Source organism: Pseudomonas sp. FW300-N1A1, assembly GCF_058789115.1.
Genome location: NZ_JBYTBK010000012.1, coordinates 1 through 24,458, shown reverse-complemented (window position 1 = coordinate 24,458; position 24,458 = coordinate 1). Strand labels below are relative to the sequence as shown.

The 24,458-nt window shown below is 55.4% G+C and carries 23 protein-coding genes, 4 tRNA genes and 1 rRNA gene; all 28 read right to left on the bottom strand.

From position 1 onward, the window contains the following. Positions 1–3: 3 nt before the first annotated feature. The 28 genes from rplV to rrf all read right to left on the bottom strand — a co-directional run bounded on the left by rplV (position 4) and on the right by rrf (position 24,241). Positions 4–336 (bottom strand): 50S ribosomal protein L22, encoded by a 333-nt coding sequence (rplV, locus tag AC3WQN_RS11010; RefSeq protein ID WP_003103908.1) that lies wholly within the window; start codon positions 334–336, stop codon positions 4–6. Positions 337–347: 11 nt separating this feature from the next. Further along, positions 348–623: a 30S ribosomal protein S19 gene (gene rpsS / locus AC3WQN_RS11005; RefSeq protein ID WP_002555486.1), complete on the bottom strand. Its 276-nt coding sequence runs from the start codon at positions 621–623 to the stop codon at positions 348–350. 16 nt (positions 624–639) lie between these two features. Beyond that, complete coding sequence (gene rplB, locus AC3WQN_RS11000; protein ID WP_095147403.1) at positions 640–1,464, bottom strand: 50S ribosomal protein L2; 825 nt, start codon at positions 1,462–1,464, stop codon at positions 640–642. Between the two features lie 14 nt (positions 1,465–1,478). Then, positions 1,479–1,778 carry a 50S ribosomal protein L23 gene (gene rplW / locus AC3WQN_RS10995; RefSeq protein WP_002555488.1) on the bottom strand — a complete coding sequence of 100 codons (300 nt, stop codon included), beginning with the start codon at positions 1,776–1,778 and terminating at the stop codon, positions 1,479–1,481. Further along, positions 1,775–2,377 (bottom strand): 50S ribosomal protein L4, encoded by a 603-nt coding sequence (rplD, locus tag AC3WQN_RS10990; protein ID WP_071553150.1) that lies wholly within the window; start codon positions 2,375–2,377, stop codon positions 1,775–1,777. The genes rplW and rplD overlap by 4 nt, the downstream gene beginning before the upstream one ends. Positions 2,378–2,389: 12 nt before the next feature. Further along, the gene (rplC, locus tag AC3WQN_RS10985) at positions 2,390–3,025 is read right to left on the bottom strand and encodes a 50S ribosomal protein L3 (protein ID WP_003186059.1); all 636 of its coding nucleotides are present in this window, start codon (positions 3,023–3,025) and stop codon (positions 2,390–2,392) included. 80 nt (positions 3,026–3,105) lie between these two features. Continuing rightward, complete coding sequence (gene rpsJ / locus AC3WQN_RS10980; RefSeq protein WP_003186070.1) at positions 3,106–3,417, bottom strand: 30S ribosomal protein S10; 312 nt, start codon at positions 3,415–3,417, stop codon at positions 3,106–3,108. Positions 3,418–3,558: 141 nt separating this feature from the next. Further along, entirely contained in the window at positions 3,559–4,752 is a 1,194-nt protein-coding gene (gene tuf / locus AC3WQN_RS10975) for an elongation factor Tu (protein ID WP_008145495.1), read from the bottom strand. 30 nt (positions 4,753–4,782) lie between these two features. Then, positions 4,783–6,888 carry an elongation factor G gene (gene fusA, locus AC3WQN_RS10970; protein WP_103401066.1) on the bottom strand — a complete coding sequence of 702 codons (2,106 nt, stop codon included), beginning with the start codon at positions 6,886–6,888 and terminating at the stop codon, positions 4,783–4,785. Between the two features lie 30 nt (positions 6,889–6,918). Next, a complete protein-coding gene (gene rpsG / locus AC3WQN_RS10965) occupies positions 6,919–7,389 on the bottom strand; it encodes a 30S ribosomal protein S7 (RefSeq protein ID WP_002555493.1) in 471 nt (156 codons plus the stop codon). Between the two features lie 119 nt (positions 7,390–7,508). Next, positions 7,509–7,880: a 30S ribosomal protein S12 gene (gene rpsL, locus AC3WQN_RS10960; RefSeq protein WP_002555494.1), complete on the bottom strand. Its 372-nt coding sequence runs from the start codon at positions 7,878–7,880 to the stop codon at positions 7,509–7,511. Positions 7,881–8,096: 216 nt separating this feature from the next. Then, complete coding sequence (rpoC, locus tag AC3WQN_RS10955; RefSeq protein ID WP_103401067.1) at positions 8,097–12,296, bottom strand: DNA-directed RNA polymerase subunit beta'; 4,200 nt, start codon at positions 12,294–12,296, stop codon at positions 8,097–8,099. A 64-nt stretch (positions 12,297–12,360) separates the two neighbouring features. Continuing rightward, positions 12,361–16,434 carry a DNA-directed RNA polymerase subunit beta gene (gene rpoB / locus AC3WQN_RS10950; protein ID WP_103401068.1) on the bottom strand — a complete coding sequence of 1,358 codons (4,074 nt, stop codon included), beginning with the start codon at positions 16,432–16,434 and terminating at the stop codon, positions 12,361–12,363. 220 nt (positions 16,435–16,654) lie between these two features. Further along, on the bottom strand, positions 16,655–17,020 hold the full coding sequence (rplL, locus tag AC3WQN_RS10945) for a 50S ribosomal protein L7/L12 (protein ID WP_025215758.1): 366 nt from the start codon (positions 17,018–17,020) through the stop codon (positions 16,655–16,657). 78 nt (positions 17,021–17,098) lie between these two features. Further along, positions 17,099–17,599 carry a 50S ribosomal protein L10 gene (gene rplJ, locus AC3WQN_RS10940; protein ID WP_003176433.1) on the bottom strand — a complete coding sequence of 167 codons (501 nt, stop codon included), beginning with the start codon at positions 17,597–17,599 and terminating at the stop codon, positions 17,099–17,101. Between the two features lie 200 nt (positions 17,600–17,799). After that, positions 17,800–18,495 carry a 50S ribosomal protein L1 gene (gene rplA / locus AC3WQN_RS10935; RefSeq protein WP_093426590.1) on the bottom strand — a complete coding sequence of 232 codons (696 nt, stop codon included), beginning with the start codon at positions 18,493–18,495 and terminating at the stop codon, positions 17,800–17,802. Beyond that, on the bottom strand, positions 18,495–18,926 hold the full coding sequence (gene rplK / locus AC3WQN_RS10930) for a 50S ribosomal protein L11 (protein ID WP_095147410.1): 432 nt from the start codon (positions 18,924–18,926) through the stop codon (positions 18,495–18,497). Before rplK ends, rplA begins: the two co-directional genes overlap by 1 nt. A gap of 117 nt (positions 18,927–19,043) precedes the next feature. Further along, on the bottom strand, positions 19,044–19,577 hold the full coding sequence (gene nusG, locus AC3WQN_RS10925) for a transcription termination/antitermination protein NusG (RefSeq protein ID WP_003186097.1): 534 nt from the start codon (positions 19,575–19,577) through the stop codon (positions 19,044–19,046). 9 nt (positions 19,578–19,586) lie between these two features. Further along, positions 19,587–19,955 carry a preprotein translocase subunit SecE gene (gene secE / locus AC3WQN_RS10920; protein ID WP_095147411.1) on the bottom strand — a complete coding sequence of 123 codons (369 nt, stop codon included), beginning with the start codon at positions 19,953–19,955 and terminating at the stop codon, positions 19,587–19,589. Positions 19,956–20,000: 45 nt separating this feature from the next. Continuing rightward, a tRNA-Trp gene (locus AC3WQN_RS10915) sits at positions 20,001–20,076 on the bottom strand. A 53-nt stretch (positions 20,077–20,129) separates the two neighbouring features. Beyond that, complete coding sequence (tuf, locus tag AC3WQN_RS10910; RefSeq protein WP_007896619.1) at positions 20,130–21,323, bottom strand: elongation factor Tu; 1,194 nt, start codon at positions 21,321–21,323, stop codon at positions 20,130–20,132. Between the two features lie 84 nt (positions 21,324–21,407). Next, positions 21,408–21,483, bottom strand: a tRNA-Thr gene (locus AC3WQN_RS10905). A 26-nt stretch (positions 21,484–21,509) separates the two neighbouring features. Then, positions 21,510–21,583 (bottom strand) — tRNA-Gly (locus tag AC3WQN_RS10900). A gap of 26 nt (positions 21,584–21,609) precedes the next feature. Next, positions 21,610–21,694 (bottom strand) — tRNA-Tyr (locus AC3WQN_RS10895). A 142-nt stretch (positions 21,695–21,836) separates the two neighbouring features. Continuing rightward, positions 21,837–22,283 carry a hypothetical protein gene (locus tag AC3WQN_RS10890; protein ID WP_103401069.1) on the bottom strand — a complete coding sequence of 149 codons (447 nt, stop codon included), beginning with the start codon at positions 22,281–22,283 and terminating at the stop codon, positions 21,837–21,839. A gap of 7 nt (positions 22,284–22,290) precedes the next feature. Continuing rightward, entirely contained in the window at positions 22,291–23,040 is a 750-nt protein-coding gene (locus AC3WQN_RS10885) for a pantothenate kinase (protein ID WP_103401070.1), read from the bottom strand. Further along, the gene (gene birA / locus AC3WQN_RS10880; RefSeq protein ID WP_103401071.1) at positions 23,030–23,989 is read right to left on the bottom strand and encodes a bifunctional biotin--[acetyl-CoA-carboxylase] ligase/biotin operon repressor BirA; all 960 of its coding nucleotides are present in this window, start codon (positions 23,987–23,989) and stop codon (positions 23,030–23,032) included. Before birA ends, AC3WQN_RS10885 begins: the two co-directional genes overlap by 11 nt. A 136-nt stretch (positions 23,990–24,125) precedes the next feature. Further along, positions 24,126–24,241, bottom strand: a 5S ribosomal RNA gene (gene rrf, locus AC3WQN_RS10875). Positions 24,242–24,458 lie beyond the last annotated feature (217 nt).

Sequence of the window (24,458 nt, the reverse complement as noted above, 5' to 3'; positions counted from 1 at the left end):
CCGTTACTTGTCAGCAACCTTGACAGTGATATGGCAAGACCGCTTGACGATGCGATCAGCACGGCCTTTGGCACGTGGCATGATGCGCTTCAGCGAACGCCCTTCGTTGACGAAAACGGTGCTGACTTTAAGGTCATCAACGTCTGCGCCTTCGTTATGCTCGGCGTTGGCTACGGCCGACTCCAGCACTTTCTTCATGATCTCGGCGGCTTTCTTACTGCTGAAAGCCAACAGGTTGAGCGCTTCGCCCACCTTCTTCCCGCGGATCTGGTCGGCGACCAAGCGGGCTTTCTGGGCGGAGATTCGAGCGCCCGACAACTTAGCGGCTACTTCCATTTCCTAACCCCTTAACGCTTGGCTTTCTTGTCAGCCACGTGCCCACGATATGTGCGGGTACCGGCAAACTCGCCCAGTTTGTGGCCGACCATGTCTTCGTTCACGAGAACTGGGACGTGCTGACGACCGTTGTGTACTGCGATGGTCAGACCGACCATTTGTGGCAGGATCATCGAACGGCGCGACCAGGTTTTCACTGGTTTGCGATCGTTCTTTTCCGCCGCCACTTCGATCTTCTTCAGTAGGTGAAGATCGATAAAAGGACCTTTTTTCAGAGAACGTGGCACTGTCGTATCCCTCTATTTACTTGCGACGACGGACGATCATTTTGTCGGTACGCTTATTACCACGAGTCTTCGCGCCCTTAGTCGGGAAGCCCCATGGCGATACCGGATGACGACCACCAGAGGTACGACCTTCACCACCACCATGTGGGTGGTCAACCGGGTTCATGGCAACACCACGAACGGTTGGGCGAACGCCACGCCAGCGTTTGGCACCAGCTTTACCCAGCGAACGCAGGCTGTGCTCGGAGTTCGAGACTTCGCCCAGGGTCGCACGGCATTCAGCCAGGACTTTACGCATTTCACCAGAGCGCAGACGCAGGGTCACATAGACACCTTCACGAGCGATCAGCTGAGCCGAGGCACCAGCGGAACGAGCGATCTGTGCACCTTTGCCCGGCTTCAGTTCGATGCCGTGAATGGTGCTACCCACTGGGATGTTGCGCAGTTGCAGGGAGTTGCCTGGCTTGATTGGAGCCAGAGCGCCTGCGATCAGCTGGTCGCCAGCACTCACGCCTTTAGGGGCGATGATGTAGCGGCGCTCGCCGTCTGCGTAGCACAGCAGTGCGATGTGAGCAGTACGGTTTGGATCGTATTCGATACGCTCGACAGTGGCGACGATGCCATCTTTGTCGTTGCGACGGAAATCGACCATACGATAATGCTGCTTATGGCCACCACCAATGTGACGAGTGGTAATACGACCATTGTTGTTACGACCACCAGTCTTCGATTTTTTCTCGAGCAGCGGTGCGTGAGGAGCGCCTTTATGCAGCTCCTGGTTGACCACCTTGACCACAAAACGGCGGCCAGGGGAAGTCGGTTTGCATTTAACGATTGCCATGATGCACCCCTTCCTTACTCAGCACTGCTGCTGAAATCGAGATCTTGGCCTGGCTGAAGGGAGATAACTGCCTTCTTCCAGTCATTACGCTTGCCCAGACCGCGAGCAGTGCGCTTGCTCTTACCCAGAACATTCAGGGTAGTAACACGCTCTACTTTCACGCTGAACAGGCTTTCGACGGCCTTCTTGATTTCCAGCTTGGTTGCGTCAGTTGCAACCTTGAAAACGAACTGGCCTTTCTTGTCAGCCAGAACCGTAGCCTTCTCGGAAACGTGCGGGCCAAGCAGAACTTTAAATACGCGTTCCTGGTTCATCCCAGCAGCTCCTCGAATTTCTTCACGGCCGACACGGTGATCAACACCTTGTCGTATGCGATCAGACTAACTGGATCGGAACCTTGCACGTCACGCACATCAACGTGTGGCAGGTTACGAGCAGCCAGGTACAGGTTCTGATCAACCACTTCAGACACGATCAAGACGTCAGTCAGGCCCATGCCGGTCAGTTTGTTCAGCAGATCTTTGGTCTTCGGCGCATCAACAGCGAAGTCCTGAACCACGACCAGACGATCAGTACGCACCAGCTCAGCAAGGATGGAACGCATTGCTGCGCGATACATCTTCTTGTTCAGCTTCTGGGAGTGATCCTGTGGACGAGCTGCGAAAGTGGTGCCGCCGCCGCGCCAGATTGGGCTACGGATAGTACCGGCACGAGCACGGCCAGTACCTTTCTGACGCCATGGGCGCTTACCGCCACCACGAACATCGGAACGGGTCTTTTGCTGCTTGCTACCTTGACGGCCGCCAGCCATGTAGGCCACGACTGCTTGGTGAACCAGCGTCTCGTTGAATTCGCCGCCAAATGTCAGTTCGGAAACTTCGATCGCTTGAGCGTCATTTACATTTAATTGCATGTCAGCTTCCCCTTAACCGCGAGCCTTGGCTGCTGGACGTACAACCAAGTTGCCGCCAGTAGCGCCAGGAACAGCGCCCTTGACCAACAACAGATTGCGTTCAGCGTCCACGCGCACTACTTCGAGGGACTGCACGGTCACGCGCTCAGCGCCCATATGACCGGACATTTTCTTGCCCTTGAATACACGACCAGGAGTCTGGCACTGGCCGATAGAGCCTGGAACGCGGTGGGACACGGAGTTACCGTGGGTATTATCTTGCCCGCGGAAGTTCCAACGCTTGATCGTACCCTGGAAGCCTTTACCCTTGGACTGACCGGTTACATCAACCAGTTGACCAGCGGCGAAGATTTCAGCGTTGATCAGATCGCCGGCCTGGTACTCGCCTTCTTCAAGGCGGAATTCCATTACGGTACGACCAGCGGCAACGTTCGCCTTGGCGAAGTGGCCAGCTTGAGCAGCTGTTACACGCGAAGCGCGACGCTCGCCGACAGTGACTTGCACTGCACGATAGCCATCGGTTTCTTCAGTTTTGAACTGGGTGACGCGATTCGGCTCGATCTCAATGACCGTGACCGGAATGGAGACACCTTCTTCGGTGAAAATACGGGTCATACCGCATTTACGACCGACTACACCAATAGTCATGTTGTAAACCTCATGAGTGTACGGGGCTTTCACCCGCTATGGCCGCCCATTTCAGAGCGTTACACGACTAAGACCGAGTCTTAGCCGAGGCTGATCTGCACTTCCACACCAGCCGCAAGATCAAGCTTCATAAGTGCATCAACGGTTTTATCCGTTGGCTGGACGATGTCCAGAACGCGCTTATGAGTACGGATCTCGTACTGGTCACGCGCGTCTTTGTTGACGTGCGGGGAGACCAGAACGGTGAACCGCTCTTTACGGGTAGGCAGTGGAATTGGACCACGCACTTGAGCACCAGTACGTTTCGCGGTTTCCACGATTTCCTGGGTGGATTGGTCGATCAGGCGATGGTCAAAAGCCTTCAACCTGATACGGATTTGCTGATTTTGCATTGGATTTCAGACTCCGGCTGCTATTCCCAGCGAGCGCAATACGCCCGTTAAAAGGAGGCGCAATTCTATAGACGGGCCACCACAGTGTCAACCCAATAAAAAAGCCCCCGCTTAGCGGGGGCTTTTTCAAGTCATCACTTATTAAGCGATGATTTTGGCTACGACGCCAGCGCCGACGGTACGACCGCCTTCACGAATAGCGAAACGCAGACCATCTTCCATTGCGATGGTTTTGATCAGGGTGACAACCATTTTGATGTTGTCGCCTGGCATTACCATTTCAACGCCTTCCGGCAGCTCGCAGTTACCGGTCACGTCAGTGGTCCGGAAGTAGAACTGTGGACGGTAGCCTTTGAAGAACGGAGTGTGGCGACCGCCTTCTTCTTTGCTCAACACGTACACTTCAGCTTCGAAGGTAGTGTGCGGCTTAACCGAACCCGGCTTGACCAGAACCTGGCCACGCTCAACGTCGTCACGCTTGGTGCCGCGCAGCAGCACGCCGCAGTTCTCGCCAGCACGACCTTCGTCGAGCAGCTTACGGAACATTTCAACACCGGTGCAGGTGGTGACGGTAGTGTCACGCAGACCAACGATTTCCAGTGGATCTTGAACCTTGACGATACCGCGCTCGATACGACCAGTTACAACAGTACCGCGACCCGAGATCGAGAATACGTCTTCGATTGGCATCAGGAACGGCTTGTCGATAACACGAACTGGGTCTGGAATGTAGCTGTCCAGAGTCTCAACCAGTTTACGAACGGCAGTGGTGCCCATTTCGTTGTCGTCTTGGCCGTTCAGAGCCATCAGAGCCGAACCGATGATGATCGGAGTGTCGTCGCCCGGGAAGTCGTAAGTGCTCAGCAGGTCGCGCACTTCCATCTCAACCAGTTCCAGCAGCTCAGCGTCGTCAACCATGTCAGCCTTGTTCAGGAAGACAACGATGTACGGAACGCCAACCTGACGGGACAACAGGATGTGCTCACGGGTTTGCGGCATCGGACCATCAGCGGCCGAGCAAACCAGGATAGCGCCGTCCATCTGAGCAGCACCGGTGATCATGTTTTTCACATAGTCAGCGTGACCTGGGCAGTCAACGTGAGCGTAGTGACGGATCAGCGAGTTGTACTCAACGTGCGCGGTGTTGATGGTGATACCACGAGCCTTTTCTTCTGGAGCGCTGTCGATCTTGTCGAAAGCAACAACAGCAGAACCGAAAACTTCGGAGCAGACGCGAGTCAGAGCAGCGGTCAGCGTGGTTTTACCGTGGTCAACGTGACCAATGGTGCCAACGTTGACGTGCGGGAGGGTACGGTCAAATTTTTCTTTAGCCACGACAATTAACTCCTTGCCTAAAGGGCTGAATCAGCCTTGTTTTTTGGTAACAGTTTCGACGATGTGCGTCGGAGCTGTATTGTATTTTTTGAATTCCATAGAGTAGCTTGCGCGACCTTGGGACATGGAACGAACGTCGGTCGCATAACCGAACATTTCACCCAACGGAACCTCGGCACGAATCACTTTGCCGGAAACCGTGTCTTCCATACCCAGGATCATGCCGCGACGACGGTTAAGGTCGCCCATCACGTCACCCATATAGTCTTCAGGCGTAACAACCTCTACCGCCATGATCGGCTCAAGCAACTCACCACCGCCCTTCTGGGCCAGTTGCTTGGTCGCCATGGAAGCAGCCACCTTAAACGCCATCTCGTTGGAGTCGACGTCGTGGTAAGAACCATCGAACACGGTAGCCTTCAGGCCGATCAGCGGATAGCCGGCAACAACGCCGTTCTTCATCTGCTCTTCGATACCCTTCTGGATAGCCGGGATGTATTCCTTAGGAACCACACCACCCACAACTTCGTTCACGAATTGCAGACCTTCCTGACCTTCGTCAGCAGGAGCAAAACGGATCCAGCAATGGCCGAACTGGCCACGACCGCCGGATTGACGAACGAACTTGCCTTCAATTTCACAGTTCTTCGTGATGCGCTCACGATAGGAAACCTGAGGCTTACCGATGTTGGCTTCGACGTTGAACTCACGGCGCATCCGGTCAACCAGGATGTCCAGGTGCAGCTCGCCCATGCCAGAGATGATCGTTTGACCAGTCTCTTCATCAGTTTTAACGCGGAAAGATGGATCTTCCTGAGCAAGTTTGCCCAGAGCGATACCCATTTTTTCCTGGTCATCCTTGGTCTTAGGCTCAACGGCAACCGAAATAACCGGCTCCGGGAAGTCCATGCGAACCAGGATGATTGGCTTAGCAGCGTCGCACAAAGTTTCACCAGTGGTGACGTCCTTCATGCCGATCAAGGCGGCGATGTCGCCAGCGCGCACTTCCTTGATTTCTTCACGGGCGTTTGCGTGCATTTGCACCATACGACCCACGCGCTCTTTCTTGCCCTTGACCGAGTTGATCACGCCGTCGCCGGAGGCCAACACGCCCGAGTAAACGCGGACGAAGGTCAAGGTACCCACGAACGGGTCGGTAGCGATCTTGAACGCCAGAGCCGAGAACGGCTCGTCGTCGTTCGCATGACGCTCCATTTGCTTTTCCTCGTCATCCGGGTCAGTACCCTTGATGGCAGGAATGTCAGTTGGAGCAGGCAAGTAATCGATAACGGCGTCGAGAACCAGGGGAACACCCTTGTTCTTGAAGGAAGAACCGCAAACAGCCAGAACGATCTCACCAGCGATGGTACGCTGACGCAGAGCGGCCTTGATTTCCGCGTTGGTGAGTTCTTCACCTTCGAGGTACTTGTTCATCAGCTCTTCGCTGGCCTCGGCCGCAGCCTCAACCATATTGCCGCGCCACTCGTTAGCCAATTCCTGCAGTTCAGCAGGGATAGGCTCGCGACGTGGGGTCATGCCTTTGTCAGCGTCATTCCAGTAAACAGCCTCCATAGCCATCAGATCGATCTGACCCTGGAAGTTGTCTTCGGAACCGATGGCCAACTGGATTGGCACCGGAGTGTGACCCAGACGCTGCTTGATCTGACCGATCACGCGCAGGAAGTTCGCACCAGCACGGTCCATCTTGTTGACGTAAACAAGACGTGGAACGCCGTACTTGTTGGCTTGACGCCATACGGTTTCCGACTGAGGCTCAACACCCGAGGTACCGCAGAACACAACGACCGCGCCGTCGAGAACACGCAGGGAACGCTCAACTTCAATGGTGAAGTCAACGTGGCCCGGGGTGTCGATGACGTTGAAGCGGTATTGATCTTTGTGCTGTTTCTCGGAACCCTGCCAGAAGGCGGTAATGGCAGCAGAAGTAATGGTAATACCACGCTCCTGCTCCTGAACCATCCAGTCGGTGGTCGCGGCGCCGTCATGCACCTCGCCCATCTTGTGACTTTTGCCAGTGTAAAAAAGGACGCGCTCGGTGGTGGTGGTTTTACCAGCATCCACGTGAGCGACGATACCGATGTTACGGTAGCGACTAATCGGAGTAGTACGAGCCATAAAGCCCTCGCAAAATTAGTGAAGCTAAAATTAGAAGCGGTAGTGCGAGAAAGCTTTGTTAGCTTCGGCCATACGGTGCACATCTTCACGCTTCTTAACAGCAGCACCTTTACCTTCAGCAGCGTCCAACAGTTCGCCGGCCAAACGCAGAGCCATAGACTTCTCGCCGCGCTTACGGGCGAAGTCTACCAACCAGCGCATTGCCAGGGCGTTACGACGGGACGGACGAACTTCGACCGGAACCTGGTAAGTAGCACCGCCTACACGGCGCGACTTCACTTCGACCAGCGGAGCGATGGCGTCGAGAGCTTTCTCGAAGATTTCCAGGGGATCGCTGTTCTTGCGTTCTTTAACCTTTTCCAGCGCGCCATAAACGATACGCTCGGCAACGGCTTTCTTGCCGCTTTCCATCACGTGGTTCATGAACTTGGCCAGGATCTGGCTTCCGTATTTTGGATCGTCAAGCACTTCGCGCTTGGCTGCTACGCGTCTTCTTGGCATGGATAAGCCCTCAAACGGTCTTCAGGTTCGCTCGGAATCGGTGCCCTTTCGGGACGCCTCCGACCTTACTCTTATCGACTCAGAAAAATAGATAATTCAGTTTTTACAAAAAGCCGCTACTACTTAGGCTTCTTGGTACCGTACTTCGAACGACCCTGGTTACGACCTTTAACGCCGGAAGTATCCAAAGAACCGCGTACGGTGTGGTAACGAACACCTGGCAAGTCTTTTACACGACCGCCGCGGATCAGTACCACGCTGTGCTCTTGCAGGTTGTGGCCTTCACCGCCGATGTACGAGGAAACCTCGAAACCGTTGGTCAGACGCACACGGCATACTTTACGCAGTGCCGAGTTAGGTTTTTTCGGCGTGGTGGTATACACACGGGTGCATACGCCACGACGTTGCGGGCAGTTCTGCAGCGCAGGCACGTCGGATTTCTCGACGATACGCTTACGCGGCTGACGTACCAGCTGGTTGATAGTTGCCATCTACTAGCTCCACTGTTGTCTTGCGACGCTATTGTCTTGCAAGAAAAGCAAAATGGCAGGAACGAATTCCCGCCAAATTTAGGGGTACAAGAGTCTAAAGAGGATCTTGCCCCCAGTCAAGGCAAGGCCCCAACCTCCCCACTCATCCAATCTCGACAATTTGTCTCGATTCGACGAATGGAGCGGCCAGGGCCCCACGCTTATTTATCGCAGAACTCAGTTACCGCTCGAGTTCAGCGCCTCGGTCAGTGCAGCTTCCACTTCACTGGCGCTTACGCGCAACGGTTTGTCTGCATCACGGCGGCGCTTGCGCTCGCTGTGATAAGCCAGACCGGTACCTGCCGGGATCAGACGACCCACGACCACGTTTTCTTTCAGGCCGCGCAGGTAATCGCGCTTGCCGGTTACCGCCGCTTCGGTCAGTACACGAGTGGTCTCCTGGAAGGAGGCCGCCGAGATGAACGATTCGGTGGACAACGACGCCTTGGTGATACCCAGCAGGACGCGAGTGAACTTGGAGACAAATTTGTCTTCGCCGCTCAAGCGCTCGTTCTCTACCAGTACGTGAGTCAGTTCCATCTGGTCGCCCTTGATGAAACTGGAATCGCCGGATTCAGCGATTTCAACTTTACGCAGCATCTGACGCAGGATGGTCTCGATGTGCTTATCGTTGATCTTCACGCCTTGCAGACGGTAAACGTCCTGGATCTCGTTAACGATGTACTTGGCCAGCGCACTCACACCCAGCAGACGCAGGATGTCGTGTGGATCGCTTGGGCCGTCGGAGATAACTTCGCCGCGGTTTACCTGTTCGCCTTCGAACACGTTCAGGTGACGCCACTTCGGAATCAGCTCTTCATACGGATCGCTACCGTCGTTCGGGGTGATAACCAGGCGGCGCTTGCCCTTGGTCTCTTTACCGAACGCGATGGTGCCGCTGACTTCAGCCAGAATCGACGCTTCTTTCGGACGACGAGCTTCGAACAAGTCGGCAACACGCGGCAGACCACCGGTGATGTCGCGAGTTTTCGAAGTTTCTTGCGGGATACGAGCGATTACGTCACCGATCGCGATCCGCGCACCGTCCGCCACACCGACCAGGGCGTTGGCTGGCAGGAAGTACTGAGCGATTACGTCAGTACCTGGCAGCAACAGATCCTTGCCGTTGTCATCGACCATCTTCACCGCAGGACGGATGTCCTTGCCGGCAGCCGGACGGTCTTTGGCATCGAGAACTTCAATGTTGGTCATACCGGTCAATTCGTCAGTCTGACGCTTGATCGTGATGCCTTCTTCCATGCCCACGTAGGTCACGGTACCTTTCATTTCGGTAACGATCGGGTGAGTGTGCGGATCCCACTTGGCCACGATGGCGCCAGCGTCGACCTTGTCACCTTCTTTAACCGAAATCACAGCACCGTACGGCAGCTTGTAGCGCTCGCGCTCACGACCGAAGTCATCAGCGATGGCCAGCTCACCGGAACGGGACACAGCAACCAGGTGACCATCCACTCGCTCAACGTGCTTCAGGTTGTGCAGACGGACGGTACCGCCATTCTTCACCTGAACGCTGTCGGCCGCGGAGGTCCGGCTTGCCGCACCACCGATGTGGAACGTACGCATCGTCAGCTGGGTACCCGGCTCACCGATGGACTGGGCAGCGATAACGCCGACCGCTTCACCGATGTTCACCTGGTGACCACGAGCCAGATCACGGCCGTAGCACTTGGCGCAAATGCCATAGCGGGTTTCGCAGCTGATCGGCGAACGCACGATCACTTCGTCGATGCTGTTCAGCTCGATGAATTCAACCCACTTCTCGTCTACCAGGGTGCCGGCAGGAACGATAATGTCCTCGGTACCTGGCTTGAATACGTCACGGGCAATAACACGACCCAATACGCGCTCACCCAACGGCTCTACAACGTCACCGCCTTCAATGTGCGGTGTCATCAGCAGACCGTGTTCGGTGCCGCAATCGATCTCGGTCACGACCAGATCCTGCGCCACGTCTACCAGACGACGAGTCAGGTAACCGGAGTTCGCCGTTTTCAACGCGGTATCCGCCAGACCTTTACGAGCACCGTGAGTGGAGATGAAGTACTGAAGTACGCTCAAACCTTCACGGAAGTTCGCGGTAATCGGCGTTTCGATGATGGAACCGTCCGGCTTGGCCATCAGGCCACGCATACCGGCGAGCTGACGGATCTGCGCAGCAGAACCCCGTGCGCCCGAGTCGGCCATCATGTACATCGAGTTGAAGGATTCCTGGTCGACTTCGACGCCATGACGGTCGATGACCTTCTCTTTCGAGAGGTTGGCCATCATCGCCTTGGACACTTCGTCGTTCGCCTTGGACCAAAGGTCGATCACTTTGTTGTACTTCTCGCCCTGGGTTACCAGGCCGGAGGCGTACTGACTTTCGATCTCTTTCACTTCATCGGTGGCAGCGCTGATGATGCGGGCTTTTTCATCCGGGATAACGAAGTCGTTAACACCGATGGAAACGCCGGAAATGGTCGAATAGGCAAAACCGGTGTACATCAACTGGTCAGCGAAAATCACGGTCTCTTTCAGACCAACCACGCGGTAGCACTGGTTGATCAGCTTGGAGATCGCCTTTTTCTTCATCGGCAGGTTGACGACGTCGTACGACAGACCTTTTGGCACAACCTGGAACAACAGCGCACGGCCGACAGTGGTGTCGACGATACGGGTGTTGCTCACACTGCCGCCATCACGGTCGTTGACGGTTTCGTTGATCCGCACTTTGACCTTGGCGTGCAGTGCGGCTTCGCCGGCACGGAACACACGGTCAACTTCCTGCAGATCCGCGAACACACGACCTTCGCCCTTGGCGTTGATCGCTTCACGGGTCATGTAGTACAGACCCAATACAACGTCCTGCGACGGAACGATGATTGGCTCACCGTTGGCTGGCGACAGAATGTTGTTGGTCGACATCATCAACGCACGCGCTTCCAGCTGGGCTTCCAGCGTCAGCGGTACGTGCACGGCCATTTGGTCGCCGTCGAAGTCGGCGTTGTACGCGGCGCAGACCAGCGGGTGCAGCTGAATAGCCTTACCTTCGATCAGTACCGGTTCAAACGCCTGGATACCCAGACGGTGAAGGGTCGGTGCACGGTTGAGGAGCACTGGGTGTTCGCGAATCACTTCAGCGAGAACGTCCCAAACCTCTGGCAACTCGCGCTCGACCATCTTCTTGGCAGCTTTGATGGTGGTAGCGAGACCACGCATTTCCAGCTTGCCGAAGATGAACGGCTTGAACAGCTCGAGAGCCATTTTCTTCGGCAGACCGCACTGGTGCAGACGCAGGGTCGGACCTACGGTAATTACCGAACGACCGGAGTAGTCAACACGCTTACCGAGCAAGTTCTGACGGAAACGACCCTGCTTACCCTTGATCATGTCAGCCAGGGATTTCAGAGGACGCTTGTTGGAACCGGTGATAGCGCGACCACGACGACCGTTGTCGAGCAGTGCATCGACGGCTTCCTGCAACATACGCTTTTCGTTGCGCACGATGATGTCCGGAGCGGACAGATCCAGCAGGCGCTTCAAACGGTTGTTACGGTTGATCACTCGACGATACAGATCGTTGAGGTCGCTCGTGGCGAAACGACCGCCATCCAATGGGACCAGTGGACGCAGATCCGGCGGCAGAACCGGCAGAACGGTCAGCACCATCCACTCTGGCAAGTTGCCGGAACCCAGGAAGGCTTCCATCAACTTCAGACGCTTGGACAGCTTCTTGATTTTGGTTTCGGAGTTGGTTTGCGGAATTTCTTCGCGCAGACGGCCAATCTCGTGCTCCAGGTCGATTGCGTGCAGCAGTTCGCGGACAGCTTCGGCACCCATGCGGGCATCGAAATCGTCACCAAACTCTTCCAGCGCTTCGAAGTACTGCTCGTCGTTGAGCAACTGACCTTTTTCAAGGGTGGTCATGCCTGGGTCGATAACGACATAGCTCTCGAAGTAGAGAACGCGTTCGATATCACGCAGGGTCATGTCCATCAGCAAGCCGATACGCGACGGCAGCGATTTCAGGAACCAGATGTGGGCAACTGGCGAGGCCAGCTCGATGTGCGCCATGCGCTCACGACGAACTTTTGCCAGTGCAACTTCAACGCCGCACTTCTCGCAGATCACACCACGGTGCTTCAAGCGCTTGTACTTACCGCACAGGCACTCGTAATCCTTTACCGGGCCAAAGATCTTGGCGCAGAACAGGCCGTCACGCTCAGGTTTGAACGTACGGTAGTTGATGGTTTCCGGCTTTTTAACTTCACCGAACGACCACGAACGGATCATCTCAGGCGATGCCAATCCGATACGGATGGCGTCGAACTCTTCGACTTGACCCTGGTTTTTCAGCAAATTCAGTAGGTCTTTCAAGGCCTTTCCTCCTGGCGGAGCAGAGAGCGGGCAATCCTGCCCCGCTCTCGATTCGCGTCACGTGTTATTCGGTTTCCAGATCGATATCGATGCCGAGGGAACGAATTTCCTTGATCAACACGTTGAAGGACTCGGGCATGCCCGGCTCCATACGGTGATCGCCGTCCACGATGTTTTTGTACATCTTGGTCCGGCCGTTCACATCGTCCGACTTCACTGTGAGCATTTCTTGCAGAGTGTATGCAGCACCGTATGCTTCCAGTGCCCAGACCTCCATCTCCCCGAAACGCTGACCACCGAACTGCGCCTTACCACCCAGCGGCTGCTGGGTAACCAGGCTGTACGAACCGGTAGAACGAGCGTGCATCTTGTCGTCTACCAAGTGGTTCAGCTTCAGCATGTACATGTAGCCAACGGTAACCGGGCGCTCGAACTTGTTGCCGGTACGGCCGTCGGTCAGCTGCATCTGGCCGCTTTCTGGCAGGTCTGCCAGTTTCAGCATGGCCTTGATTTCGCTTTCCTTGGCACCGTCGAACACTGGAGTGGCCATCGGTACGCCGCCACGCAGGTTTTGAGCCAGATCCAGGATTTCCTGGTCGGAGAAGCTATCCAGATCTTCGTTGCGACCGCCGATCTCGTTGTAGATCTCGTGCAGGAACTTACGCAGGTCAGCAACCTTGCGCTGCTCTTCGATCATACGGTTGATCTTCTCACCCAGACCTTTGGCCGCGAGGCCCAGGTGGGTTTCAAGGATCTGACCAACGTTCATACGCGAAGGTACGCCCAGCGGGTTGAGGACCACGTCGACCGGGGTGCCATTGGCATCGTGCGGCATGTCTTCAACCGGCATGATCACGGAGACCACACCTTTGTTACCGTGACGACCGGCCATCTTGTCGCCCGGCTGGATGCGGCGACGGATTGCCAGGTAAACCTTGACGATTTTCAGCACGCCTGGAGCCAGGTCATCGCCCTGCTGCAGTTTGCGCTTCTTGTCTTCGAACTTGTCGTCCAGCAGACGGCGGCGATCAACGATGTAGGCCTGAGCCTTCTCGAGCTGCTCGTTCAGAGCATCTTCAGCCATGCGCAGTTTGAACCACTGACCATGCTCAAGACCGTCGAGAACTTCGTCGGTGATGTCCTGACCTTTCTTCAGACCGGCGCCGCCTTCGGCTTTGCGGCCGACCAGAGCGGAACGCAGACGTTCGAAAGTCGCGCCTTCAACGATACGGAACTCTTCGTTCAGGTCCTTGCGGATCTCGTCGAGTTGAGTCTTCTCGATCGACAGTGCACGAGCATCACGCTCAACGCCGTCACGGGTGAAGACCTGCACGTCGATGACGGTACCCTTGGTGCCAGTAGGCACTCGCAGGGAGGTGTCTTTAACGTCGCTGGCTTTTTCACCGAAGATCGCGCGCAACAGCTTCTCTTCCGGAGTCAGTTGGGTCTCGCCTTTCGGAGTGACCTTACCCACCAGGATGTCGCCAGCGCCAACTTCAGCACCTACGTAAACGATACCGGCTTCGTCCAGCTTGTTCAGTGCAGCTTCACCCACGTTAGGGATGTCTGCAGTGATTTCCTCTGGCCCAAGCTTGGTGTCACGTGCCACACAGGTCAGTTCCTGAATGTGGATCGTGGTGAAGCGATCTTCCTGAACAACACGTTCGGACAGGCAGATGGAGTCTTCGAAGTTGTAACCGTTCCAGGCCATGAACGCGATACGCATGTTCTGACCCAGCGCCAGCTCACCCATGTCGGTGGACGGGCCGTCAGCCATGATGTCGCTGCGCTGAACCCGATCACCTTTGCGAACCAGCGGACGCTGGTTGATGCAGGTGTTCTGGTTGGAGCGGGTGTACTTGGTCAGGTTGTAGATGTCGACACCAGCTTCGCCGGTTTCAACTTCGTCATCAGCAACACGAACCACGATACGGCTGGCATCGACGGAATCGATCACGCCGCCACGACGAGCCACGACGCAAACGCCGGAGTCACGGGCTACGTTACGCTCCATGCCGGTACCTACCAGCGGCTTGTCAGCGCGCAGGGTCGGTACAGCTTGACGCTGCATGTTCGAACCCATCAACGCACGGTTGGCGTCGTCGTGCTCGAGGAACGGGATCAGCGACGCTGCGACCGAAACTACCTGCTTCGGCGATACGTCCATCAAGGTGACGTCTTCCGGCGCCTTGACGGTGAACTCGTTCAAGTGACGAACAGCTACCAGTTCGTCGATCAGGACTTTCTTGTCGTTCATCGTGGCCGAAGCCTGAGCGATCACATGATCAGCTTCTTCGATGGCGGACAGGAAGACGATCTCGTCGGTGACCAGAGCGTCTTTCACCACACGGTACGGGCTCTCGAGGAAGCCGTACTGGTTGGTGCGCGCATAGGCCGCCAGGGAGTTGATCAGACCGATGTTCGGACCTTCCGGCGTTTCAATCGGGCATACACGACCGTAGTGAGTCGGGTGTACGTCACGCACTTCAAAGCCAGCACGCTCACGCGTCAGACCGCCAGGGCCGAGTGCAGAAACACGACGCTTGTGGGTGATCTCGGACAGCGGGTTGTTCTGGTCCATGAACTGGGACAGCTGGCTGGAACCGAAGAACTCTTTCACCGCCGCAGCCACTGGCTTGGCGTTGATCAGGTCTTGCGGCATCAGGCCTTCGCTTTCAGCCATCGACAGACGCTCTTTGACCGCACGCTCAACACGTACCAGGCCAACGCGGAACTGGTTCTCGGCCATTTCGCCTACGCAACGAACACGACGGTTACCCAGGTGGTCGATGTCATCGACGATGCCTTTACCGTTACGGATGTCGACCAGAGTCTTCAGTACCGCGACGATGTCTTCCTTGCACAGCACGCCCGAACCTTCGATCTCGGTACGGCCGATACGACGGTTGAACTTCATCCGGCCGACCGCAGACAGGTCATAGCGCTCAGGGCTGAAGAACAGGTTGTTGAACAGGGTCTCGGCAGCGTCTTTGGTTGGCGGCTCGCCAGGACGCATCATGCGATAGATCTCGACCAGCGCTTCCAATTGGTTGCTGGTGGAGTCGATCTTCAGGGTGTCGGAGACGAACGGACCGCAATCGATATCGTTGGTGTACAGAGTTTCGATGCGAACAACCTGGGATTTGGCGATTTTCGCCAGGATCTCGGTGTTCAGCTCGGTGTTGCACTCTGCCAGGATTTCGCCGGTTGCCGGATGCACGATGACCTTGGCGGTAGTGCGACCCAGGACGTAGTCCAGAGGCACTTGCAGCTCTTTGATCCCGGCTTTTTCCAACTGGTTGATGTGACGAGCTGTGATACGACGACCTTGCTCGACAATAACCTTGCCTTTGTCATCCAGGATATCCAGGACAGCAATTTCACCGCGCAGGCGTTGAGGCACCAGTTCCAGGCTGAGGTTTTCACCTTGCACGTGGAAGACGTTGGTGGTGTAGAACGCGTCGAGCACTTCTTCAGTGGTGTAACCGAGCGCGCGCAGCAATACCGATGCAGGCAGCTTGCGACGACGGTCGATACGCACGAATACGCAGTCTTTCGGGTCGAACTCGAAGTCCAGCCACGAACCGCGGTAAGGAATGATCCGCGCGGAGTACAACAGTTTACCGGAGCTGTGCGTCTTGCCACGGTCGTGGTCGAAGAACACGCCCGGGGAACGGTGCAGCTGGGAAACGATTACACGCTCGGTACCGTTGATTACAAAGGTACCGTTCTCAGTCATCAGGGGGATTTCACCCATGTAGACTTCTTGCTCTTTAATGTCCTTGATCGCTTTGTTCGACGATTCTTTGTCGAAAATGATCAGGCGCACTTTTACCCGCAAAGGTACGGCGTAAGTTACACCGCGCAATACGCATTCTTTGACATCAAATGCCGGTTCGCCCAGTCGATAACCGACGTACTCCAGCGCAGCATTGCCGGAGTAGCTGATGATCGGGAAAACGGATTTGAAGGCCGCATGCAGGCCCACGTCGCGGAACTGATCTTTAGTCGCTCCCGCTTGCAAGAATTCACGATACGAATCCAGCTGGATGGCCAGGAGGTACGGCACATCCATGACGTCCGGCAACTTGCTAAAGTCCTTGCGGATACGTTTTTTCTCAGTATATGAGTAAGCCATCAGCGTTCCCCAGCTTGGTCACCTGCTTGTTTGGCCCCTCCCGACGGGAGCAGCCAGAAAATCGTGCAAACCCCATGGTTTGCGCCACCGCATCGGGTGGTTACAGCTCGTCATCAGCACCGACCCAGTCGGCTGCCAATAACGGAAAAAGGCCGGTGGCAAGAGCCACCAGCCATCAGCCTTTCGCTTAACGCTCGGGCTGGAGACGCAAAGTCGATGCTTACTTCAGCTCGACTTTAGCGCCTGCTTCTTCCAGAGTTGCTTTGGCTTTGTCAGCTGCGTCTTTCGAAACAGCTTCCAGAACCATGGCAGGAGCGCCGTCAACTACAGCCTTGGCTTCTTTCAGGCCCAGACCGGTCAGTTCACGTACTGCCTTGATCACGTTTACTTTCTTCTCGCCAGCTTCGGTCAGCATGACGTTGAATTCGGTTTGCTCTTCAACAACGGCGGCAGCAGCAGCTGGACCAGCCGATGCAGCAGCAGCGGAAACGCCGAATTTTTCTTCGAAAGCTTTGATCAGCTCAACAACCTGCAGAACCGACATTTCAGCTACGGCGTTGAGGATATCGTCTTGGGAGATAGACATTGCTGTATTTCCTGAATTGGGGGACGGCCTACGCGGCCATCGAAATAAACAAAAATACGCGAGAGAAAGTGCTCAGCCTTAGGCTGCGGCAGCTTCTTTTTGCTCGCGAACTGCAGCCAGAGTACGAGCCAGCTTGCTGGTAGCGCCTTGAATCACGCTCATCAGCTGAGAAATAGCTTCGTTACGGGTCGGCAGTGTTGCCAGTACGTCGATTTGGTTAGCTGCGAGGAACTTGCCCTCGAACGCAGCTGCCTTGATCTCGAACTTATCCTGACTCTTGGCGAATTCCTTGAACAAACGGGCAGCAGCGCCTGGATGGTCTTTGGAGAACGCGATCAGAGTCGGGCCTGTGAACACGTCGTTGAGGACACTGTATTCAGTGTCAGCAACAGCGCGCTTGAGCAGGGTGTTACGTACAACACGTACGTATACGCCAGCTTCACGAGCCTCTTTACGGAGTCCGGTCATAGCGCCTACTGTCACACCACGGGCATCAGCCACGACAGCGGACAGAGCAGCTTTGGCAGCCTCGTTGACTTCAGCGACGATGGCCTTCTTGTCTTCGAGATTAATTGCCACGGGTTTAACTCCTGCTTGTTACCGTTTCATCTGGCCGAGGCCGGATGTCGTTTTGGTGTCTGATTCGGTAAGGAACCGGGAGCACCATCTGCGTAGGCTTGAGGTTTAAGACTTGCGTCGCCTACGGTCTTGGATAGCCCCCGCCAGGCAGGGACCCCAATTTTTTTCAATTGGCGCGATCACTCGCGCCAATGTATTGCTTAAACGTCCAGCGAGCCTTGGTCGATGACCAGACCTGGGCCCATAGTGGTGCTCAGGGTAACGCGCTTAACGTAGATACCTTTCGAGGAAGCTGGCTTGATACGCTTCAGATCAGCGATCAGGGCTTCAACGTTTTCCTTCAGCTTGACGGCGTCGAAACCGACCTTGCCAACGGAAGTGTGGATGATGCCGTTTTTGTCGGTGCGATAACGAACCTGACCAGCCTTGGCGTTTTTAACCGCGGTAGCTACGTCTGGCGTCACAGTGCCGACTTTAGGGTTAGGCATCAGGCCACGTGGACCGAGGATCTGACCCAACTGACCCACAACGCGCATTGCATCCGGGGATGCGATAACCACGTCATAGTTCAGGTCGCCGCCTTTCATTTCGGCAGCCAGGTCATCCATGCCTACGCGATCAGCGCCAGCAGCCAGAGCAGCTTCAGCTGCCGGGCCCTGGGTGAACACAGCAACGCGAACAGTCTTGCCAGTGCCGTGTGGCAGCACAGTAGCGCTACGAACAACCTGGTCAGATTTACGCGGGTCAACACCCAAGTTTACAGCGATGTCTACCGACTCGCTGAACTTGACGGTCGACAGCTCGGTCAGGAGAGCAGCAGCGTCAACGAAGCTGTAGGCTTTGCCCGCTTCGATTTTGCCGGCGATAGCCTTTTGGCGCTTGGTCAGCTTAGCCATTACACACCCTCCACGTTAAGGCCCATGCTACGAGCAGAACCGGCGATAGTACGCACGGCTGCTTCCATATCAGCTGCAGTCAGATCCGCGTTTTTGGTTTTCGCGATTTCTTCCAGCTGAGCACGAGTTACAGTGCCAACCTTAACGGTGTTTGGACGAGCGGAACCGCTAGTCAGACCAGCAGCCTTCTTCAGCAGAACCGAAGCAGGGGTCGACTTGGTTTCGAACGTGAAGCTACGGTCGCTGTAGACAGTGATGATCACTGGAGTCGGCAGACCAGCTTCAAGACCCTGGGTACGGGCGTTGAAAGCCTTGCAGAATTCCATGATGTTCACGCCGTGCTGACCCAGGGCCGGACCAACAGGTGGGCTTGGGTTAGCCTGAGCGGCCTTCACTTGCAGCTTGATGTAAGCGGTAATCTTCTTGGCCATGAGGCACTCCAATTACGGGTTCAAACGCCTCGAGAGGCTCCCCGGTTACTTGCGCGTTTATCCCAGTGACGACAAAACCCCACAGCCTAGGGCTGCGGGGTTGGGATGCTTGTTCGGCTAGACCTTTTCGACCTGGCTGAACTCTAGCTCTACCGGAGTAGAGCGACCGAAAATGAGCACCGCCACTTGGATCCGGCTCTTTTCGTAGTTAACTTCTTCGACCGTGCCATTGAAATCGGCAAACGGACCGTCGGTAACACGAACCACTTCGCCCGGCTCGAACAACGTCTTCGGCTTCGGCTTGTCGCTACCATCAGCAACGCGACGCAGAATCGCTTCTGCTTCTTTATCAGTGATTGGTGCCGGCTTATCAGCGGTACCGCCAATGAAGCCCATCACACGAGGAGTGTCCTTGACCAAGTGCCAAGTACCCTCGTTCATATCCATCTGGACCAGCACATAGCCAGGGAAGAACTTACGTTCGCTTTTGCGCTTCTGGCCATTACGCATTTCAACCACTTCTTCAGTGGGAACCAGAATTTCGCCGAAGCCATCTTCCATGCCAGCCAGCTTTACGCGCTCTACCAGCGAGCGCATGACATGCTTCTCGTAACCCGAGTAAGCATGCACAACATACCAACGCTTAGCCACGGGACACCCTTAGCCGACAATCAAGGAAACAAGCCAGCCGAGCAGGGAATCAAGACCCCACAACAGCAACGCCATAACCAGAACAACAGCCACCACAATCAGGGTGGTCTGCGTGGTTTCTTGGCGAGTTGGCCAAACGACTTTACGAATCTCGGTGCGAGCTTCCTTAACCAGTACAAAGAAAGACTTGCCCTTCGCCGTCTGCAGGCCTACAAAGGCAGCTACAGCAGCAATGGCAAGCAAAGCGAGTACACGGTACAGGATCGGCGAAGCAGAGTAATACTGATTGCCAACAACGCCAACAACCACCAAAGCAGCTACCACTAGCCACTTAAGCAGATCGAAGCGAGAGCCTTGAGCTTCAGCTTTAGGAGTCATCTATGAAGATCCTGTGAAAAGAAAGCCAGACACACTGAGTGAATCTGGCAGGTCAGGAGGGAATCGAACCCCCAACCTACGGTTTTGGAGACCGTCGCTCTGCCAATTGAGCTACTGACCTAAAACAAAATCAGGCCGACCATTATGCCGGCCCGAAAAAGACATTACAACAACTTACTCGATGACTTTTGCCACGACGCCAGCGCCGACGGTACGACCGCCTTCACGGATAGCGAAACGCAGACCATCTTCCATCGCGATGGTTTTGATCAGGGTAACGGTCATTTGAACGTTATCACCTGGCATTACCATCTCAACGCCTTCTGGCAGCTCGCAGTTACCAGTCACGTCAGTAGTACGGAAGTAGAACTGTGGACGGTAGCCTTTGAAGAACGGAGTATGACGACCGCCTTCTTCCTTGCTCAGAACGTAAACTTCTGCGGTGAACTTGGTGTGTGGCTTAACGGTACCTGGCTTGACCAGAACCTGACCACGCTCAACGTCGTCACGCTTGGTGCCACGCAGCAGAACGCCGCAGTTTTCACCAGCACGACCTTCATCAAGCAACTTACGGAACATCTCAACACCAGTACAGGTAGTTTTGACCGTGTCACGAAGACCAACAATCTCAACTTCTTCCTGAATGCGGACGATGCCACGCTCAACACGACCAGTCACAACCGTACCACGACCAGAGATCGAAAATACGTCTTCAATCGGCATCAGGAACGGCTTGTCGATAGCACGCTCAGGCTGTGGAATATAGCTATCCAGCGTCTCAACCAACTTCTTGACGGCAGTTGTGCCCATCTCGTTGTCGTCTTGACCATTCAGAGCCATCAGAGCCGAACCAATGATGATCGGAGTGTCATCACCTGGGAAGTCGTAAGTGCTCAGCAGATCGCGCACTTCCATCTCAACCAGCTCCAGCAGCTCAGCGTCGTCTACCATGTCAGCCTTGTTCAGGAAGACAACGATGTACGGAACGCCTACCTGACGGGACAGCAGGATGTGCTCACGAGTTTGCGGCATCGGACCATCAGCGGCCGAGCAAACCAGGATAGCGCCATCCATCTGGGCAGCACCGGTGATCATGTTTTTTACGTAGTCGGCGTGACCTGGGCAGTCAACGTGCGCGTAGTGACGCACGGCCGAATCGTATTCAACGTGAGCGGTGTTGATGGTGATGCCACGTGCTTTTTCTTCTGGGGCGCTATCGATCTTGTCGAAGTCAACCTTAGCCGAACCGAAAACCTCGGAGCAGACGCGAGTCAGAGCAGCAGTCAGAGTAGTCTTACCGTGGTCGACGTGACCAATGGTACCTACGTTGACGTGCGGCTTATTACGTTCGAACTTTTCCTTAGCCATCGAAATCACCCCTAGGAGAAGAATTAAGCAAGTCACACTAGCCATTAAAACAAAGGCAGATATTTTCATATCTGCCTTGTTATATGGAGCTCTTGAGCGGATTTGAACCGCTGACCTCACCCTTACCAAGGGTGTGCTCTACCAACTGAGCTACAAGAGCGAAACACTTTGCACAACCTGCAAACTTGGAGCGGGTAGCGGGAATCGAACCCGCATCATCAGCTTGGAAGGCTGAGGTTCTACCACTAAACTATACCCGCGTAAGCTTGCAGCTCACGCTAAAATCTGGTGGAGGGGGAAGGATTCGAACCTTCGAAGTCGTAGACGTCAGATTTACAGTCTGATCCCTTTGGCCGCTCGGGAACCCCTCCTAAGCGAGCCGGCATTCTACATCATGCCAGCCTTCTGTCAAGCATTTTCTCATTAAAAACCTGAGGTTAGCTGCATTGACATCGCTCCGCGGTGGTTGCCGTTGAAGGCGTTCACTGTGGAGCGGGCGCCATTCTATGCAACCTATTGAGCAGTTGCAACCCCCTCGCACCGCATTATTTTATGTTTTAACTCATTGAATTCATTAGCAAGGTTCTGCAGCACGGAATCGTCGGCCAAACGCCGGCTTTCCGGGGTCACCCGCATCCAGTAACCCGCGGAATCGGCAAGCGAAGTCGATAGCTGCTGAACCTTCACACCAAGCGAGGCCAAACGCACTTCGAATGCGCTTGCCGTTTCCTGACGAGCAAAGCCCCCGAGATAAAGACAGTTGTCATCAATCGAAGCCGAGCGTCCCTTGTCCCGCGCCGCAGCGGCTTCAGGCTTTTCGCTCAACAGCCGGATGTCCTGCTGTGAACCCCGATACAAGCTCAATGGAGTCACATCCTTGGCACGCAAAGGGGCTTCCTGTTGATGCCAGACGTAATAGAACACGTTGAGTACGAGCAGAAGCAGAAACAACCAACGCATATAGACCTCAGGACAATGGACACGCCATGGCCAAACCCACAAAGACAAGATCCGGCACCACCCTCGCCCGCGGCACTACGCCCGAAACGAGGCTCGCATCGCCACCGGTGAGAAACACCGAGAAATCCTCCCCCCAATACTCGCGCGCCAGCTCAAGCTGAGTCAGGACAAACCCTCTTAGCATCAATGAACATCCACGCTCTACAGCCTCTACCGTATTTCGTCCCGGCTCAAAGCTTTCCAGGGCTCGGGATGCCGCGACATCGTCATAGCGAATGCGCCGCGTGTGGGTACGCAACTGGTGGCGCATCAAGGGCATTCCTGGACAGATAAAGCCGCCCAGGTGCTTGCCATCCGCCGCAACAAAGTCCGCAGTGAGTGCCGTACCGAAATCGAGAACCAGGCATGCTCCCGAGGCCAGGTGATAAGCCCCGAGCATTGCCAGCCAGCGATCAAGCCCCAACCGCTGAAAATCGTCATAGCCATTGTGCACGCCAGACATTTCACGAGCGGGTGCTGCGCACAACACCGAAACAGCAAACGCATCGACCAGCATGGACACCAGCGCAGTCGTCTCGTCATTGGTTCTCACACTGACCAAGCGGCAGTGCTTGAGATTCAACCCGACACAGCCACGCAGACTCTCCAGCAACGCGAGATCCGAGTCCACAACGCCCTCGGCAACCAATTTCGCGGCATCTGCATGCAACACTCGCCACTTGATAAAGCTGTTACCACAGTCGAGCTCAAGAATCATCGCGCAGCCTCAGACTTAGCTCGCCACCACTGAAAACCTTTTCGGCATCACCCACTTTCAAGCGCAACGCACCCTGCCCATCGATCCCCATGACAACACCGTCAATCCGGTTCACACCCGCAATCAATGAAACAGAGCGCCCCTGCCATAAGTGCCCCCGCTCCCAGTCTTCTTGAAGCACCGAGAAACCTGACAACTGATGACGAGCCAGATAGCCCTGCAGCACATCGTTCAAACGTGCCACCAACAGGTTGCGATCAAATGCCCTACCCGCCTCGAGTCGCATAGAGGTCCACTGCTGATCAACCTCATCAGCCTCCTGCATATTTACATTGATACCGACGCCCAGGACCACGTGGCAGACATCAGCCGGATCCCCGACCAACTCCAACAATATACCGGCAATCTTTTTCTCGCCGACCAGCACATCGTTAGGCCACTTCAGCCCGGCGGCAGTGATACCCAGATCGCGCAGCGTCTGCATCACCGCGAGGCCGACGACCAGGCTCAACCCCTCCAGCTGTCGCATTCCGCCTTCTATGCGCAAGACGAGGCTGTAGTAGATATTTTCCGCGAAAGGGCTCACCCACTTGCGACCTCGCCGACCCCGACCTGCCGTTTGGCGCTCTGCCAGCACGAGAAACGGGGCTGGCACGCCGCGCTCTATGGAACGCAGCGCCTCTGCATTGGTCGAGTCGATCGAATCAAATACCAGCGCCGGCCAATTGCCCCGCGCAGAAGACCTGGTAATTTCCAGGCCATCGAGGAGTGTCAGCGGCGCGCTCAGCTGATAACCACGTCCCCGGACCTTATGAATAGACAGACCCAACTCTGCTTCCAGGTGCTGGAGTTGCTTCCAGACAGCACTGCGGCTGATACCCAGAGCGGCGCCAAGCGCCTGCCCCGAGTGGAAACGACCATCCTTCAAGAGTTTTAACAACGTCAGCATGCACGTATCGCCTCACAATGAGGCCCGCATGATAGCCATGCCCCGGGCCGTTGCATAGAAACCGTAATCGCCAACTTTTTCGCGCACAAAAACAAAACCCCCACCTGCAGATGCAGATAGGGGTTTCGGAATTTAATCTTGACGATGACCTACTCTCACATGGGGAAACCCCACACTACCATCGGCGATGCATCGTTTCACTGCTGAGTTCGGGATGGGATCAGGTGGTTCCAATGCTCTATGGTCGTCAAGAAATTCGGGTACTGAGTCGTGGCCCGTTGGCCGCGCTTCAGCAAATTGGGTATGTGATAGCTTCGGTGTTTTGTGAGTATCTCGAACTTTCGGTTCGTTTCGTCTTCACACACCGCAATCTGGTGCTCTTTCGAGTCAGCAAATTGCTTGGGTGTTATATGGTCAAGCCTCACGGGCAATTAGTATTGGTTAGCTCAACGCCTCACAGCGCTTACAC